The organism is Streptomyces sp. NPDC054765 (assembly GCF_053612065.1).
Map to the genome: position 1 here is coordinate 1 of NZ_JBSHBP010000013.1, position 16,902 is coordinate 16,902.

Annotated in this window: 12 protein-coding genes; 6 read left to right on the forward strand and 6 right to left on the reverse strand. The window is 70.6% G+C overall.

Annotated features, from left to right (window positions below; translation table 11 throughout):
- Window positions 1–12: 12 nt before the first annotated feature.
- Window positions 13–1,599 (reverse strand): solute carrier family 23 protein, encoded by a 1,587-nt coding sequence (locus ACWGJY_RS11265; protein ID WP_453260524.1) that lies wholly within the window; start codon window positions 1,597–1,599, stop codon window positions 13–15.
- Window positions 1,600–1,989: 390 nt separating this feature from the next.
- Between ACWGJY_RS11265 and ACWGJY_RS11270 the strand changes: the two genes are divergently transcribed.
- Genes ACWGJY_RS11270 through ACWGJY_RS11280 form a run of 3 tightly spaced genes read left to right on the forward strand, consistent with a single transcriptional unit; the run spans window position 1,990 to window position 6,306 of the window.
- Entirely contained in the window at window positions 1,990–4,332 is a 2,343-nt protein-coding gene (locus ACWGJY_RS11270) for an FHA domain-containing protein (protein WP_453260525.1), read from the forward strand.
- Window positions 4,333–4,348: 16 nt separating this feature from the next.
- On the forward strand, window positions 4,349–5,248 hold the full coding sequence (locus ACWGJY_RS11275; RefSeq protein WP_453260526.1) for a hypothetical protein: 900 nt from the start codon (window positions 4,349–4,351) through the stop codon (window positions 5,246–5,248).
- Window positions 5,245–6,306 carry a serine/threonine-protein kinase gene (locus tag ACWGJY_RS11280; RefSeq protein WP_453260527.1) on the forward strand — a complete coding sequence of 354 codons (1,062 nt, stop codon included), beginning with the start codon at window positions 5,245–5,247 and terminating at the stop codon, window positions 6,304–6,306. The genes ACWGJY_RS11275 and ACWGJY_RS11280 overlap by 4 nt, the downstream gene beginning before the upstream one ends.
- A 92-nt stretch (window positions 6,307–6,398) precedes the next feature.
- Here ACWGJY_RS11280 and ACWGJY_RS11285 read toward each other — a convergent pair whose 3' ends face one another.
- A complete protein-coding gene (locus ACWGJY_RS11285; protein ID WP_453260528.1) occupies window positions 6,399–7,151 on the reverse strand; it encodes an alpha/beta fold hydrolase in 753 nt (250 codons plus the stop codon).
- A gap of 101 nt (window positions 7,152–7,252) precedes the next feature.
- Between ACWGJY_RS11285 and ACWGJY_RS11290 the strand changes: the two genes are divergently transcribed.
- On the forward strand, window positions 7,253–7,876 hold the full coding sequence (locus tag ACWGJY_RS11290; RefSeq protein WP_453260529.1) for a TetR/AcrR family transcriptional regulator: 624 nt from the start codon (window positions 7,253–7,255) through the stop codon (window positions 7,874–7,876).
- Window positions 7,877–8,002: 126 nt separating this feature from the next.
- Here ACWGJY_RS11290 and ACWGJY_RS11295 read toward each other — a convergent pair whose 3' ends face one another.
- Window positions 8,003–9,322: a streptophobe family protein gene (locus ACWGJY_RS11295; RefSeq protein ID WP_453260530.1), complete on the reverse strand. Its 1,320-nt coding sequence runs from the start codon at window positions 9,320–9,322 to the stop codon at window positions 8,003–8,005.
- 560 nt (window positions 9,323–9,882) lie between these two features.
- On the opposite strand from ACWGJY_RS11295, the gene ACWGJY_RS11300 reads away from it, so the two are divergent.
- Window positions 9,883–10,863 (forward strand): DUF6777 domain-containing protein, encoded by a 981-nt coding sequence (locus tag ACWGJY_RS11300; RefSeq protein ID WP_453260531.1) that lies wholly within the window; start codon window positions 9,883–9,885, stop codon window positions 10,861–10,863.
- A 366-nt stretch (window positions 10,864–11,229) separates the two neighbouring features.
- Window positions 11,230–12,411: an Ig-like domain-containing protein gene (locus ACWGJY_RS11305; protein WP_453260532.1), complete on the forward strand. Its 1,182-nt coding sequence runs from the start codon at window positions 11,230–11,232 to the stop codon at window positions 12,409–12,411.
- A 15-nt stretch (window positions 12,412–12,426) separates the two neighbouring features.
- Here the strand turns inward: ACWGJY_RS11305 and ACWGJY_RS11310 are convergent, their stop codons facing one another.
- The 3 genes from ACWGJY_RS11310 to ACWGJY_RS11320 form a co-directional block, all read right to left on the reverse strand.
- Window positions 12,427–12,876 (reverse strand): hypothetical protein, encoded by a 450-nt coding sequence (locus ACWGJY_RS11310; RefSeq protein WP_453260533.1) that lies wholly within the window; start codon window positions 12,874–12,876, stop codon window positions 12,427–12,429.
- Between the two features lie 170 nt (window positions 12,877–13,046).
- A complete protein-coding gene (locus ACWGJY_RS11315) occupies window positions 13,047–14,105 on the reverse strand; it encodes an aldo/keto reductase (RefSeq protein WP_453260534.1) in 1,059 nt (352 codons plus the stop codon).
- Between the two features lie 320 nt (window positions 14,106–14,425).
- A complete protein-coding gene (locus tag ACWGJY_RS11320; protein WP_453260535.1) occupies window positions 14,426–16,483 on the reverse strand; it encodes a phosphocholine-specific phospholipase C in 2,058 nt (685 codons plus the stop codon).
- Between the last annotated feature and the right edge of the window lie 419 nt (window positions 16,484–16,902).

Genomic DNA, 16,902 nt, shown 5'->3' on the forward strand with positions numbered 1-16,902 from the left:
GCCGTTGGCGGCTCAGTGGGTGGGGGTACCCCAGCCCTGCGGGCCGGACGAACCGGGCGGGGTGTGCGGGCCCTGCGGGGTGTAGTGGCCCTGCGGGGTGTAGTGACCCTGCGAAGTGTGCGGGCCCTGCGGGTCGTACGGGTCCGCCGGCCCGTGCGCGCCGGCCGGCTGGTGCGCGCCCGTCGGGGTGTGCACCTCCGCCGACTCGTCCTCCTCCATGTCGTCCCAGTCGATCTCCATCGCGCTGCGGCGGGTGAAGACGTTGAAGAAGAGGTTCAGCAGGATGGCGGTCAGACTGCCCAGCGTGATCCCGCTGTTGAGGACCGCCCGAATGTCCTCCGGCATCCGCTGGAAGAACGGCGCGACGGCGTTGGGCAGCAGCGCGGCGGCGAGGCTGACGGCCAGGATCAGGGCATTGCGCTCCTCGCGCAGATCCACCTTGCCCAGGATCTGGATGCCGACCGCGGCGACCATGCCGAACATCGCGATCGCGGCACCGCCGAGCACCGGGTGCGGAATCGCGGCCACCACGCTGCCCGCCTTGGGCAGCAGCCCGAGGACGATCATGAAGCCGCCTGCCGCGACCACCACGAACCGGCTCATGACTCTCGACATCCGCACCAGGCCGATGTTTTGCGCAAAAGCTGCATAGGGGAAGGAGTTGAGCACTCCACCGAGAATGGTGGCGGCACCATCGGCGCGCAGGGCGTTGGCGACCGTGGCGTTGTCGACCTTCTTACGGGTGACCTCCCCGATGGCGTAGATGTCTCCGGTGGTCTCCACCATGGTGATCAGCATGACGACGACCATGGCGATGATCGGGAACAGCTCGAACTTGGGCATGCCGTAGTGGAAGGGCGTGCTGACACCGAACCAGTCGGCATCCTTCACCGCACCAAAATCCGCGTCGCCCAGCAGCCAGGCCACCGCGGTACCGGCGACCAGGCCGAGCAGTACGGCGAGGCTGCTCAGATATGGCTTACCGACCCGGACCACGGCCAGGATGAAGAGCAGGGTTCCCAGCGCGTAGGCGAGGTTCTTGGGATCGCCGTATCCGGGCTGCCCGATCAACTTCGCACCGCCGGCCGCGTCTTGCAGACCCTGCGGGATCAGGGTGAGGCCGATGATGGTGAGGATCGTGCCGATGACGACCGGGGGGAAGTACTTCACCAGCTTGCTGAAGAATGGCGCGAACAGGAAGGTCGCTATGCCCGCGGTGATCACCGCGCCGTAGACGACGAGCAGTCCCGCGGTACCGCCGCCCGCACCCAGGCCGATGGCGATCATCGGCGAGACCGCGGTGAAGGTGACGCCCTGGACCAGCGGCAGCCGGGCGCCGACCTTCCAGATGCCGAGGGCCTGAATGATCGAGGCGATACCACAGGTCAGCAGGTCCGCGTTGATCAGATAGACGAGCTCCTCGTGGGAGAGGCCCAGGGCGTTCCCGACGATGATCGGGACGATCACCGCTCCCGCGTAGAAAGCGAGGACGTGCTGGAAACCGTAGAGAGTGAGCTTGCCGACGGGGAGCACCTCGTCGACGGGGTGGACCTGCTGGCGGGGGAACTGCTGGGGGTCTTGTCGGGAGACTCGTGCCATCTCTGCCTTGCCTTCGCGAGGTAGGTGAATAAGAAGGAACCGGCGCCGTCGCACCCCGGGTGACGCGACGGGCCGGCTGGGTCTTACAAAGCCGACGTTGAGCGGTGCTGCCGACACCACGTAGCCCTGCGCCGCACTGTGCGTCCTGGTTCGGCAGGACTTCCTTCGACCAGCGCGGCAAATTCCGGCATTTCCATGGAATTTACAGGTGGGGCTAATCGGAGGGTTCACCTTAGTTGACCTGCGCCGTTTCTCGCGAGTAGCCGGTCGTGTTCGCTCACATAAAAGGGGATCATGCCCTGAAATCCCGTTTTGGGGCGGTACTTTGTATGCCACGGCAACGTTTGCGCCAACAGGCGGGGCCCGGCCCGCCGCCGTAAAATTTCGGGTATGGCTGAGCGGCAGGATGCGCCCACCGCACCGGAACTCGTCGTCGAGTCCGACGGCAGTACCCAGGTGATGAGCCCCGGCCGCGTCTACCACGTAGGGCGGGACCCCGAGAGCGAACTCGTCATGAGTGACACCCGGGTCTCCTGGCACCACGCGGTGCTGCGCACCAAGTCCGGCCACTGGACGGTGGAGGACGAGGGCAGCACCAACGGCACCTTCGCCGACGGGCGGCGGGTGGCGGAGACCGGCATCGGACCGGGCAGTGTGATCCGGTTCGGCAACCCCGCCGACGGCCCGTGTGCGGTGCTCTCCGGGGTGCCACGGCCGACCCGGGTGGAGCGGCCCTCCGCCGTCTCATATCCCGCCGGCACCCGCACCTTCCGCAGGCCCAGTGCGGTACGGCCGCTGCCGGCCGCCCGGACCACCCGTATCGGCCGCGGGCCCGACAACGACCTGGTCGTCGACGACCTCACGGTCTCCCGCCGGCACGCGGAGCTGCGGGCGGGCCCGGAGGGCTTCGAGATCGTCGATCTGGACAGCCACAACGGCACCTATCTCAACGGCCGGCCGGTGGACCGGGCCCCGATGATCCCCGGCGATATCGTCGGCATCGGCCACTTCGCTTTCGCGCTGGTCGGCGATGAACTGCAGGAGTTCATCGACACCGGCGAGGTCTCGCTGGACGTGCAGGACCTGGCCGTACGGGTCGACAAGGGCCAGAAAACGCTGCTGGACAAGGTGTCGTTCCCTGTGGGCGAGAAGTCGCTGCTCGCCGTGGTCGGCCCCAGTGGCGCGGGCAAGTCGACGCTGCTCAACGCGCTGACCGGGCTGCGTCCCGCGGACAACGGCACGGTCCTCTACGACGGCCGTGACCTCTATCGCGACTACGCCGAGCTGCGCCAGCGCATCGGACTCGTACCGCAGGACGACATCCTGCATCTGCAGCTGACCGTGCGCCGGGCGCTCGGCTACGCCGCGCAACTGCGCTTCCCCGAGGACACCGCGAAGGAGGAACGGCAGGCGCGGGTCGACGAGGTGATCCATGAACTGGGCCTCGACCAGCGGGTGGACCAGCCGATCCACAGCCTCTCGGGCGGCCAGCGCAAGCGGGTGAGCGTGGCCCTGGAGCTGCTGACGAAGCCGTCGCTGCTCTTCCTCGACGAGCCGACCTCCGGTCTCGACCCCGGCATGGACCGCTCCGTCATGCATATGCTGCGCGGCCTGGCGGACGACGGCCGCACGGTCATCGTCGTCACCCACAGCGTGCTGAGCCTGGACGTCTGCGACCGGCTGCTGGTGCTGGCGCCGGGCGGGACGATCGCCTACTACGGCCCGCCGGCAGAGGCGCTGGCGTACTTCGGGTACGAGCAGTGGCCGGAGGCGTTCGAGGCCTTCGAGAACGACAAGGACCGTGACTGGGCAGGGGAGTTCCGCGCCTCGGCGCTGCACCGGCGCTATGTCGCCGGGGACTCCCATCAGCCCCTGCGCGCCCCCGAGGCGCCGCGGGGCCCGGTGGCCGCGCCCAAGGCGCAGAGCTGGGGCAAGCAGCTGAACACGCTGGTGCGGCGCTATGCGGCGGCACTGACCGCCGACCGGACCTTCCTGATCATCATGGTCGCGCTGCCGTTCGTGATGGGGGCAATGGCGCACGCCCTGGCCGGGTCCTCACTCGCCAAGGGCTCGGCCGCGATCAACGCACTGCTGATCCTGTGCGTCGGAGCGGTGCTGACCGGCGCCGCCAACGCGGTACGGGAGCTGGTCAAGGAGCGGACGATCTATCAGCGGGAGAGAGCCGTGGGCCTGTCCCGCTCGGCGTATCTGATGTCCAAGGTGCTGGTGCTGGGCGTGATCACCATCGTCCAGGCCGTGGTGCTGACGCTGGTGGCACTGTTCGGCGTCAAACTGAACGCACCGGGCGGAAAAGGAGTGTTGCTGCCACCACTGATCGAAATCATCCTCGCGGTGGCCCTGTTGGCCTTCACCGCCATGATGCTCGGCCTGTTCGTGTCCGCGCTGGTGCGGAAGGAGGAGGTCACCATGCCGCTGCTGGTCCTCCTCGCGATCGTCCAGGTCGTGTTCTGCGGCGCGTTGCTCAAACTGAACGGTGTGCCGGGGCTGGAGCAGCTGGCATGGCTGGTGCCGTCCCGGTGGGCGCTCGGCGCCATGGCGGGCACCATCGATCTGCACCACCTCGTGCCACAGGGGACCTCGGACCCGCTGTTCCAGCACAGCCCGGGGACCTGGCTGCTGAACATGGGCATGCTGGTCGTGCTCTCGCTGGTCCTCGGCTTCGTGGTCACCAAGCTGCTGCGGCGGCACGAGCCCGAGATCATGCGCAAGTAGCGCCGAGGAGCCGCCTGTGACCGCGCCCGAGTTCCTCCCCAGCCATGTCGTCCCCCCGGAAGGGATGGCGACCTGGTCGGCGCCGGACACCACCCGGCCGGCCTCGCCGCTCGATCCGCTGCTGCCGGTCCAGATCATCGACCGCCGCGGCGACTGGGCCCTTGCGCTGTGCTCCAACGGCTGGTCGGCATGGGTGGACGGCCGGCTGCTGCTGTCCGTACCGCGCGAACCGCCGGCCGCGGAGCAGCCCTCCGCCCGCACCGCCGATCCCCGTCCGCTGCTGGGCGCGGTGGAGGGTGAACTGAGCCGGTACCGGCAGCTGGTGGAGGAGCTGGCCGCCGGCCAGCTGGACGGCGAGTCGTTCACCCGGCGCACCCGGGGCACCCGGCTGGGGGTGGTCGTGGAAGGCGATGCGGTCTGGATGTACGACGCGCGGCACGAGCGGTGGTGCTACTGCGACGGGGTGTCCTTGCAGACGTACGCGGTGACGGCGGGGCCGTCGTCACGCTCGGGAGAGCGGGCGCCCCCGGGGGCAGCCCCGGAGGCGCAGGACGGGCCGGGAGGGACGGCGGATCCCGCGGGCCCGCCGGCCGACGACACCGGCGCCGGCATCGGCGCCGGTTCCAGGTCCGATGCCGGGACCAGGACCAGGACCTCCGGGACCGGAACCAGGGGAGGGGCAGGGTCCGGGGCCGGGTCCGGGTCCGGGGCCACCACCGGAGCCGCCCCGGAAGCCGATCCGCCGGAAGCCGATCCGCCGGAAGCCGATGCACCCCGAGCGGCGGACGCGCAGCCCCCGACGCCGCCCCCGCCGCCCCCGCCGGCCCCGCCGCCCCCCGACCCCGACCGGACCCGGGCGCTGCGCCCCGGTGATCCTCCGCCGCAGCCGCCGGACCCCGTGGGTGACATCCGGTGAACGGCGAGCAGGCAGCGCCCGGCCGGCCTCCCGAGTGCTCCACCGCTCCCGACTCCTCCGGTCTGAGCGGGCGGCGGATCGCCGGGTATCTGCTGCAGGACGAGATCGGCCGGGGCGGGATGGCGGTGGTCTACCGCGCGGAGGACCTGCGGCTCGGCCGTACCGTGGCGGTGAAACTGCTGGCGCCCGAGCTCGCCCGCAACGACACCTTCCGGCAGCGCTTCGCCCATGAGTCGCGGGTGGCCGCGGCGATCGACCATCCGCACATCGTGCCGGTCTTCGAGGCCGGGGAGACCGAGGGCGTGCTCTACATCGCGATGCGCTACGTCCAGGGGCGGGACCTGCGGGCTCTGCTGGACCGCGACGGCCCGCTGTCCCTGGAGACCGCCTGCCGGATCGCCCTCCAGGTCGCCTCGGCGCTGGACGCCGCCCATGCGCACGACCTCGTGCACCGGGACGTCAAACCGGGCAACATCCTGATCGCCGAGGGCACCGACAGCGACCGCCCCGAGCATGCCTATCTCACCGACTTCGGGCTGACGAAGAAGTCCCTGTCGCTGACCGGGTTCACCAGCGTCGGCCAGTTCGTCGGCACGCTCGACTATGTGGCGCCCGAGCAGATCTCGGGCCGCCCGGTGGACGGCCGCTGCGATGTCTACAGCCTGGCCTGCGTCCTGTTCGAGATGCTGACGGGGGCGCCGCCATTCCGGCGCGATGACGACATGGCGCTCCTGTGGGCGCATCAGTACGATCCGCCGCCGGCGCTGACGGAGCTGCGCCCGGATCTTCCGGAGGCCGTCGACACGGTCTTCGCCGAGTCCCTGGCCAAGGTGCCCGAGGCCCGCTACGAGACCTGTCGGGGATTTGTGGCGGCACTGCGCGCGGCCGGGCGGACCGCGGACCCCGGGGCGGCCGCGGGCACCCCGTCCGCGCACCCCGTGACGCGGGTGGACGCCCAGGCGGACCAGGGCGGCCGGCGCAGCGCGGCTCCCCCGCCACCGCCGCGCTGGGCGACCCCGGTGTTCCCCGGCCGCGCGGGGCTACGGGCCGGCCCTTAGGCACGAAGACGTTCGGGTCTGGAGCGGCAGGAACTCAACAGAGTCGGGCAGTCCCGCGACCGTGGCCAACCGCACGCCACACGCGCCGCCTCCTACGCCGAACTTTGTTCGGCCCAGAATGAGGTGAGGGCTCGCGCGCTGCGGACCGGATCTTGCACCATCCACCAGTGCCCCAACCCGTCGAGGGTGGCGATCCGGGCTCCTGCCCGGGTCGCGGACCGGCGGCGCATGTCCTGGGAGCCGACGAGATGGTCGTCGGTGCCGATGACGGCGAGGCCGGGGCGTGCTGCGGCGGCGGGGAGGTTCTGGCCCAGTTCGGCCATGACCGGTTGGATGGCGGAACGGTAGAAAGCAAGGATGGCCTGGCCCATGTGCGGCCCCTGAGCGGCGGCCAGCCGTGCGGCGACCGGCCTGTTGATGCCTCTGGCGACCATGCGCTCGGTGCGTTCGTCGCGCGTGCCGCCCATCAAGTCCGCGACCGACTTCTCGCCGGTCTCGGGCAATTGCCATTGCTGGGCGAGGTCGTGCCAGACATAGTCCGGATCGAACACGCCCAGGGAGTCGCTGACCCAGGTCCGCAGCAGGTCGGGCCTGGTCATGGCAACGGAAACGACCGTGCTGCCGCCCACGTCGTGGCCGACGAGATCGACCGGCTCGCCAAGTGTCTCCAACTCCGCGACGAGCCAGTCTCGGTAGGCAGACACGGTGCAGCCGAAGCCGGACGGGATGGGCGCGCCGAAGCCGGGCGGGGACAGACGCAGGACGTCCCTCCTGTCCAGTTCGGCGCACAGCGGGTCCCAGATCGCGGCGGTCTCGGGATTGCCGTTCACAAATACTGTGGTCATGAGGCTCCTGGAGCTCAGATGGCGAGCGAGGTTCCCCCACCCTTGCAAACTTGTTATTCGACAAGCAAGTTAGTTCGGGTGCGTGCGATATTCTCGCGCTCATGCCGCCCGAACAGCGCACCCCGGCCCGCAGGGCACGTCGCACCCAGGAACAGCGGCGCACCGAGACGAGAGCCGCGTTGCTCGTGGCGGCCGCGGAGCTGGTGGTGGAGTCCGGAGTGCGCGCGGTGACCCTGGCTCGCGTCGGTGAGCGGGCCGGGTACAGCCGGGGAATCGTCACCCACCACTTCGGCTCGAAACAGGCGCTGCTCGATGCGCTGGCGAGGTCCGGCCAGAGCGGGTTCGTCCCGGGCGTCGGTGACCTGCCGGCCGGGCTCGAACGCCTGGTACTCCTGATCGAAGGCTACGTCAGTGAACTCGGCCGCGACGGGGTTGCCAGCCGGGTGTTCCTGTTGCTGTGGGCCGAGGCATCGACGACTTCCGAACTCTCCTTGATTTTCCGGGAACGCGACGAGGCATTCCGGGCGGATCTGCGCGACGACGTGGCCGCCGGTATCGCGGACGGCACAATACGAGCGGACATCGACCCGCAGGACGTGGCGGTGGCGGTCCTGGGGCAGTTGCGGGGCATCGGAATGCAGCGCCTGTTGGACTCGAACGCCGTCGACACCCAGCGGCTCAGCCGTACCGTCGCCGAGCAGTGGCGCCAGGCATTGTCGGCATAGCGGAAGGACCAAGTAGGGACGCCCGGCAGAGGTGTTGGCCAACGGCACCCGCAACGAGGTCAAGCTGTCAGGACTTCTTCAGGCATGGAAACCGGGCGCGGGATCAGTCAGCGGCGGCCCGGCTCGTTACGGCTCCCGCGGCTCGTGCGGCTCCGGTACCTCGCCCGGATGGCGGACCCGCCGGGCCAACAGGCTGCCGAGGAAGCCGGTGACCAGCCCCCAGAGGAGGCCCACGCCCACCAGCCGGAGCAGTTGCGGCTCCAGGGTGACCTTGCCGCCCAGGTCGCCGCCGAGGTCACCGACGCCCATCAGGGACAGCCCGTAGTGGGCGGAGATGCGAGTGAGCAGTCCGACGACGAGCAGGGTGAGCGCCAGCGCCACGGCCATCTCGACGGCGTGCCGCCAGGCCGGCAGCCGGGCCGGGGAGCGGACCGCCGCGGTGAAGGCGGCGATGAGCAGCACCACCGCGGCCACCGCCACCAGCAGCCAGGCCCGGCCGTCGTACCGCGCGAGCGAGCCGAGGTCGAGGGTCCGCTGCCCGTGGGTGCGGAGCACCTGGTCGAGGGCCTGCGGCAGGGGAAGTCCGATGGCCTTGTCCACATGCCCCACCCAGGCGCCGCCGGTACCGATGCCCAGCGCCATCCAGGCGAGGTTCGGCAGCCCGAGGAACATGACCGCGAGGGTCTCGGCCGGGTGCCCCTTGGCGATGAGCTCGACGATGCCGATGACCAGCCCGATCACGGCATAGCCGAGCAGCGTCAGCAGCATCGCGAAGGCGGGTGGCCGTACGGAGTCCTGGAAGTGCAGCAGCCGGGGGGAGAGCGGGGCCCGGCGCGAGACGACGAAGGTCAGCACGAGCAGCGCCAGCACCCACAGCAGTCCGGCTCCGAGCGTCGCGGGCACATCTGCGCGGAAGCCGACGGTGGGGGTGGCGCCCAGGTCGGCGCCGATCCGGTTGGCGAGGTCGTTGCCCACGGAGATCCGGAAGCTGTGCCGGGCGGCGAGCGTGAGCAGCAACAGAAGCACCAGCCAGCACACCGCCGTCCGGGCGATCCGGGCGAGCAGTTCCCGGTTGCCGGCCACCGCCCGGTGGCGCAGCGGCAGCAGGAAGACGGCGGCGGTCACCAGCGCTCCGGCGAGCGTGACCGACAGCGGTACGACATCCAGGGCGGCATCGGCCTGTGCGAGGCCGCCGAGGTCGCCGGTGAGACCGACCGAGCCGCCGGCCGCGACCAGCACCGTGGCCGCGACCACGGACGGGAACGCCCCGCCGGGAAGGTCCGCCGCGCCCGCCGCCCACAGGCCGAGCGCGGCGACCACGATCATGGTGACGATGCCCGCCACGGCCGCGCCGAGCGCTTCCACCCAGGCCCGTACGGCGGGTGGGGCGCCACGGCGGACCGGGCCCGGCGAACCGGCCGGTGCGGGGCCTCGCATCTGGCTCACGCTCTCTCCTGCCGGTCACGGGACCGCGTACCAACGATCCGCCTGGAAGCACACCTTGGCCGGGATGCGCCGGCTTCACGGCCGTCCGGCACAGCACGCCCGTCCCTGTACATGTCCTGCCTTCACGGCATGTACGCACCACCGTAAGCACCGGCGCGCCGCCCCGCTTGCGGACGGTGTCACCCCCGGACACACAATGATCTGGACATTGACAAAACCGGGCAAAATTCGCATCGCCGGATGGCCCACTCGCGCCGGAAGAGGTAGCCGTGACATCTCCCCCGCCGCCGGACAGCCACCCGACAGGACCGCCGTCGGGCCCGCTCTCCGGCCGGCCCTCCGGGCCCTCGCACGAGCCGACACAGGTGAGCCCGGAACCGGGGCGGACACCACCGGCGGAGCCCGCCACACCGGGGTCCGGCATTCCCCCGGGCGGCCCCGGCGACGGAGGCGGAGGCGGGGGCGGCGGCTCCGGGCGCGGTGGCGGCGACGACGGAGCGGCCGGGGGCGGCGGGCCCTGGTGGCGGTCCGCGCCACGGGTCGCGATCCTCGCGGCGGCCGTGGTCGCTGCGGTGATCCTGACGGTCGTGCTCACCCGGCCGGGCGGCTCCGGCACCAGCGAGGTGTTCGCCGAACCGGCCGCCTCGACCGGCCGGAACCCGGTCACCAAGTCGACGGCGAACGAGTCCTCCCCGGCCCCGTCCGCCACGCCCAGAAAGCCGTCCGGCGGCGGGAACAGCACCTTCCAGGGCTCGACGCCCGGCCTCTACGGCGGCACCCAGAACAGCGCGAGCTGCGACGTCGAGAAGCAGATCACGTATCTGACCGGCGCCCCGGCGCGGAACCAGGCGTTCGCCGGCGTGCTGGGCAAGCAGCCGGGCGAGGTTCCGTCCTATCTGCGGTCGCTGACGCCCGTACAGCTGGGCTATGACACCCGGGTCACCAACCACGGCTTCAAGGACGGCAAGGCCACCACCTTCCAGTCGGTCCTGCAGGCCGGCACGGCGGTCATGGTCGACTCGTACGGAGTACCGCGGGTGCGCTGCAAGTGCGGGAACCCGCTGACCGAGCCGACGCCCCTCAAGGGAGAGGTGAAAACGGCCGGCACGAAGTGGCCCGGCTACCAGCCCTCGAACGCGGTCGTCGTCACGCCCGCGAAGTCCAAGGTCAAGGAATTCATCCTGCGCAACCCGAAGACGGGCCAGTGGTTCAAGCGTCCCGAGGGCGGCACCGGCGCCACGGACACCCCGACGACCCCGCCGTCCGAGACCCCCGGCGGTCCCACCTCCTCCGGGCCGCCGAACGGGTCACCATCCGCCGGTGAGACCTCGTCCGGGACCTCCGGCTCCCCGACCTCGGGCACCGGTACGGCCACCCCCGGGTCTCCGACGGGAACCGGCGGAGGGTCCAGCTCCACCGGCGGGACGACCGGGCAGCCCCCGACCACCTCCGGGGGCACACCCGGCGGTCAGACGCCCGGCGGCGGGACGGGCGGCGGCGGGTCGCAGCCGGGAGGCGGCGCGACACCCCCGTCCACCTGACGCAAGGGCCGTACACGGAAGCGGCGGGCAGCCGGCAGGCCACCCGCCGCTGTCCGCCGTGCCGCCGGACCGTCCGGGTGTCGCGCCGCCTTGGCGTCTTCGCGTCTTCGCGTCTTCGCGTCTTCGCGTCTTCGCGTCTTCGCGCCTTCGCGCCTTACCGCCTTGCCGCCTTGGCGTGGTGTTGCCGCACCCCCGCCGCACCATGCCCCGATATCGAACTGTGTCCTAATGATCCGGCGCACCGGACAACCCCCGAAGCAGACAAACCCTCTGCATATGTGGCGGGCGCACAAGCAGCCCTGGACGGATATCCCCGCACAGGGCCGGGCCCCGCCACCGTCAGTTTTTCTGCTTTGGAGGGACCCCGTGTACGCCGGACCACGTCGCCAACCCGCCCGGTTGATACCCGCCCTGATAGCGGCCGGCGCCCTGTTGACCGCATGCGGGCCGGGTGCCGATTCGTCGAAGGCGGAGCAGTCCGCGGCGAAGGTGACCGTCACCCCGGCCGCCGGAAACACGCCGGCCAAGCTCGGCTCGGAGATATCCGTACGGGCCGACGGCGGAAAGCTCACCTCGGTCGAGGTCAAGGACGACAAGGGCGGCACGGTCACCGGGCGCCTCGCCGGTGACGGTGCGTCATGGAAATCGGAGGGCAAAGTCAAGCCGCAGACCACCTACACCGTGCGGACCACGACGAAGTCGACGCAGGGCAAGGAATCCTCCGCCACGTCGAAATTCACCACCGAGCAGGCCGGCAAGATCAACAAGCTCACCAACACGCCCACCGGCGGGCAGACCGTGGGCACCGGAATGCCGATATCGATCCTGTTCGACCACTCCGTGGCGAAGGACCGGCGCGCCGACATCGAGAAGGCGCTGAAGGTCACCACGCAGCCGAACGTCCAGGGCGCCTGGGGCTGGGTCAAGGATTACTCCGGCAAGGACCGGATCGACTGGCGCCCCAAGGACTACTGGCCGGCCGGCACCAAGGTCTCCGTCAAGGGCGCACTGTCCGGGATCAACTCCGGGGACGACGGCGGCTGGTTCGCCCGGGACTACAACTTCGGCTTCCGTATCGGCGCCGATCACAAGGCCGTCATCGATGTGCCCTCCCACACGCTGACCATGTACGAGAACGGCAAGAGCGTCGGCAGCATCACCGGCTCCGCGGGCTCCCCGCAGGACCCGACGCGCGGCGGTGTGCACACCGTCCGCAGCAAGAACGCGGCCGAGACGATGGACTCCGCCACCATCGGCCACGGTGACGAGTGGATGCTGGACTCCAAGTGGGTCACCCACCTCACCGCTTCCGGGACCTTTCTGCACTCCGCCCCGTGGAACAAGTCGGTCGGTGTGGTCAACAACAGCCACGGCTGCTTCGGCATGACCACCTCGGACGCCAAGAAGGTCTACGACTTCCTGCCGGTCGGCTCCACGGTCGAGGTGAAGGGCACCAGCAACACCAACAAGACCGATGTCGGCAACGGCCTGGAGGTCTGGCAGGAGAACTGGGCGCAGTGGCAGCAGCGCAGCGCGCTGAAGCAGTGACCCCGGCGGCGGGCCTCATCTGCGGTGTCTGCTGGGCCCGCGGGTGCGGGTGAGCAGCAGGAAGGTGATGGCCAGGGCCGCGACGGCCTGGGCCAGGGCAGCGAGCTTCTTGTCGCCGCTCCAGTGCGGTTCGTACATGTCCGGCAGCGGCCCCCGCGCACCCACACCCACGTAGGTGTAGAGAAGCAGCAGCGCAAGGCCGCCCGCCGCGACGAGCCAGGCGAAGGTGTCGCCCGCCGGCCGGCGCCAGATCAGCACGAGCAGGGCGGCGAGCGCGGCCAGCGCGGCTTCGATGCGGAACAGCATGCCCTGGCCGATGGTCGCCGTGACCGTGTCGTACCGGCCGGCGAGCCGGGCGTGGACATAGGCGTCCAGGGCCAGCCCGGCCGCCGCCAGCAGCCGTGCGATCGCGCGGGCGGGCCGGCCGGACCGCCCGCGCTCCGCCAGGGAGTTGTCTGGTGCCACGGCTTCTCCAAGCCTCACGGTGAGCCGGCGGGGCACACACACCTCAATAGACCGCAGACGCCGCCGCCCCGCCATTCGGGCAGCGGCGTTCGGCGTACCGGGCGGGGGCGTGCGGACGTGCGGGCGCCCGCCGGGGCACGGCGCCCTCCGTACGCAGCGGGCCGTGCCGGTCAGCGGATCTCGCTCGTCGTACGGCGGTAGGTGGAGCGCCGGTCCTCGATCTCGGACCAGCGGTCGCCGTAGACGTTCTCGGTGATGCCCGGCTCCCGCAGGAAGTCGTGCGGGAATCCCAGCGGTACCGCGCTGCACCGGTCGAGCCGCGCCAGCGCATCGGCGTCCAGCGTGACATCGACGGCGGCGAGGTTGTCGAGGATCTGGCTCTCCTTGGTGGCAGCGATGACCGGGATGATGTTGCCGGGCCGGCTGCGCAGCCAGGCCAGCGCCACCTGCGCCGGGCTCCAGCCGCCCTGCTCGGCGATCTCCAGCACCGCGGTGACGGTCTCCTGCGCGTTGTGGTCCCGTTGGTCGTCCGCGCCGACGACGTCCAGCCGGCCCCTCTCTCCGCGGCGGTACTTGCCGGTGAGTCTGCCTGCCGCGAGCGGCGCCCAGGCCAGCACGGCCAGGTCGAAGGCGCGGGCCTGGGGCAGCAGTTCGCGCTCCGGGGTCCGCTCCAGCAGGTTGTAGCGCAGCTGCGATCCCGCGAAGGCGGTCCAGCCGCGCAGCTCGGCGAGGGTGTTCGCCTGCGCGATCTCCCAGGCCGGCCAGTCGGAGACGCCGACGTAGAGCACCTTCCCCGACCGCACCATGTCGTCGAGCGCCCGCATGACCTCCTCCACGGGCGTGAAGTTGTCCCGTGCGTGCACCCACAGCACATCGAGATGGTCGGTGCGCAGCCGGTCCAGGCTCGCCTCCACCGACCGCACCAGGTTCTTGCGGTGGTTGCCCGCCGCGTTCACCTCGCCCTTGCGGGTCGCGCAGGTGTACTTGGTCGCCAGGACGAAGCTGTCCCGGCGGCCTTCGAGCAGCTCCCCCAGGATCCGTTCCGAGGCGCCGTCGGTGTAGTTGTTGGCGGTGTCGATGAAGTTGCCGCCCGCTCCCGCATAGGCGTCCAGGATCCTGCCGCTGGTGTCCTTGGCGGCGCCCCACCCCCAGTCGTCGCCGATGGTCATGGCCCCCAGGCTCAGCTCGCTCACGCGCAGGCCGGTCCTGCCGAACAGTGTGTAGCGCACGTGGTTCCCTTCGGTCAGCGCAGCTCTCCGGTCGTGCGCCCACGCTAGGAGCTGGAGTGCGCTCTCACACAAGACGCGGCCCGCCGGCGGCGTCGGTTCCGGCCTCGACGGGCGACGAGCCGGCCTGGACCGCCAGGCCGCCTCCTGCGGATCGCGCCCCGGCCGGCCTTCGCCCGGCCGAAGACCGCACAGACCGCGGAGACCGCACAGGCCGCGCCGCCGGCGGATTCCGGCCGGCACGGCGGACGCCACGGGGCACCCGCCGCATCGGCGGGTGCCCCGTGCTGTGCCGGCAGACCGGACGGACGTGGTCCGCCCGCTCAGCCCGTGATGATCGCCGGGTCGCTCACGCCCGGCTCACCGGTCTCCACATGGCCGGCGAACCGGCGCAGGAAGGTACTGTCGGTGTCGGAGGTGACCGACAGGTCGTACCAGCGCTTGCTGGCCCGCAGGTCGATCGTCTTCTTGACGGTGGCGCCCGCGCGGACCGGGAAGGTCTCGTGTGCGCCGCCGTAGGCGTGGGTGACGGTGAGATGGCAGTCGGTGCGGCCGTGGTTGGCCAGGGTGAGTACGAGGCGGCCGGCGGTCCCGTCGTGGCGGGCCGTCACCTCGGGGCCTGCCTTCTTGCCGTCGCCCTTGAAGGAGCGCAGGAAGCCGTTCGGGCCGAAGACCGACAGGTCGTAGGTGCCCTTGGAGTACGAGGTGTTCCAGGTGTCGGAGATCTTCTTGCCGGCCTCCGTGGTGTACGTCCAGGGGCCGTCGGTGCGGTTGCCCCCGGTGACGGTGAAGCAGACGCCGGCCTTGTCACCGCCGCTGAAGGCAAGGGTGTAGCGCCCCGTGGAGGGGGTGGCGGACCCGTCGACGAACGGCGCGTACGGCAGCGGGCGGGACGGCCGGGAGCCCGGCTCCTGCTTGGGCAGGACGGAGTCGGCGGGCGGCTTCGGCACATAGCTGTCGTGCCGGTTCTTGTCCGGCGGCCGGAAGCCGTCGGTGGCCGGCAGCGCGGCCGGCTTGGTGTTCTCCAGACCGAAGTCGAAGGCGGAGGTCAGGTCGCCGCAGATGGCACGCCGCCACGGCGAGATGTTCGGCTCGTGCACCCCGAAGCGGCGCTCCAGGAACCGGATGATGGAGGTGTGGTCGAAGACCTCGGAGCAGACGTAGCCACCGGTGCTCCAGGGGGAGACCACCAGCATCGGGACGCGCTGGCCGAGCCCGTAGGGACCGGCCTCGTAGGTGGCGTTGCCGCCGAAGCTGTCGAGCTTGGAGTCGACGGTGGACAGGCCCCGGTCGGCGGAGGCCGGCGGGAACGGCGGGACGACGTGGTCGAAGTAGCCGTCGTTCTCGTCGTACGTGATGAGCAGGGCGGTCTTGCTCCACACCTCGGGGTTGGAGGTGAGCGCGTCCAGCACCTGGGAGACGTACCAGGCGCCGTAGTTCGCGGGCCAGTTGGGGTGCTCGGAGAAGGCCTCGGGGGCGGCGATCCAGGAGACCTGGGGGAGCTTGCCGGCCTTCACATCGGCCTTGAGGTGGTCGAAGTAGCCGTCGCCCTTCTTGGCGTCGGTGCCGGTGCGGGCCTTGTCAAAGAGCGGGTCGCCGGGCTTGGCGTTGCGGTACTGGTTGAAGAAGAGCAGCGAGTTGTCGCCGTAGTTGCCGCGGTAGGCGTCCTCGATCCAGCCCCACTTGCCGTTGGCGTCCAGGCCGTCACCGATGTCCTGGTAGACCTTCCAGGAGATCCCGGCCTTCTCCAGCCGCTCCGGGTACGTCGTCCAGCTGTACCCCACCTCCTCGTTGCCGAGGACCGGGCCGCCGCCCGAGCCGTCGTTGCCGACATGGCCCGAGAACATGTAGTAGCGGTTGGGGTCGGTGGCCCCGATGATCGAGCAGTGGTACGAGTCGCAGATGGTGAAGGCATCGGCGAGCGCGTAGTGGAACGGGATGTCCTTGCGGGTCAGGTGCGCCATCGTGCCGGTGCCCTTGGCGGGGATCCAGCTGTCGTACTTGCCGTTGTTCCAGGCCTTGTGGCCGCCTCCCCAGTCGTGGTTGAGGCCCTCGATGAACTGCATACCGAGGTTGTCGGCGGTCGGGTGGTAGGGCAGCACGTCCTTGGAGCCGTCCGACTGGTGCCAGACGGACTTCCCGTTGTCGAGGGTGACCGGACGCGGGTCACCGAAGCCGCGTACGCCCTTCATCGAACCGAAGTAATGGTCGAAGGAACGATTCTCCTGCATCAGGACGACGACATGCTCGATGTCGTTGATGGAGCCGGAGCGCCGATTGGCGGGGATGGCCGCGGCGCGGACGATGCTGCTCGAAAGGGCCGAGACGCCCGCGGTGGCGCCGGCGATCTGGAGGAAACGCCGCCGATTCAGTTCAGGCATGACTTTGGGGACCTCATGTCGGTGGGGATCACGAAATGGGGAGTGATGCTATGCGCTTGTGTACCGAGCCGTGGGGAAACTGGCGTCAGCAGAGTGTTCCAAGAGGAACCAGCCCCGGGGAAGGGGGGGTGTCCCAGATGTGACGCATCGGCGTACGGACGGCGAACTCCCTGGTCCGGCCGGTCGTATGCGGTGCCCGGAGGGCACTTCGGGCACGGGGCGCAAGGTGCCGGGCGGCGGCCGGGGCACTGCCGCGAGCGCGCACGGCACGGCCGGAGCCGGCTGCACGGCAGATCAACGCAGCCAGGACAAGGCCTGGAGACACGTCAACGCACGCCAGGACAGGGCCTGGAGCGGGCGGGACGCGCACCTCGGGAGCGGCCGACGGCCCTGGGGCGCCACGCTACGGTGCGCGGCGG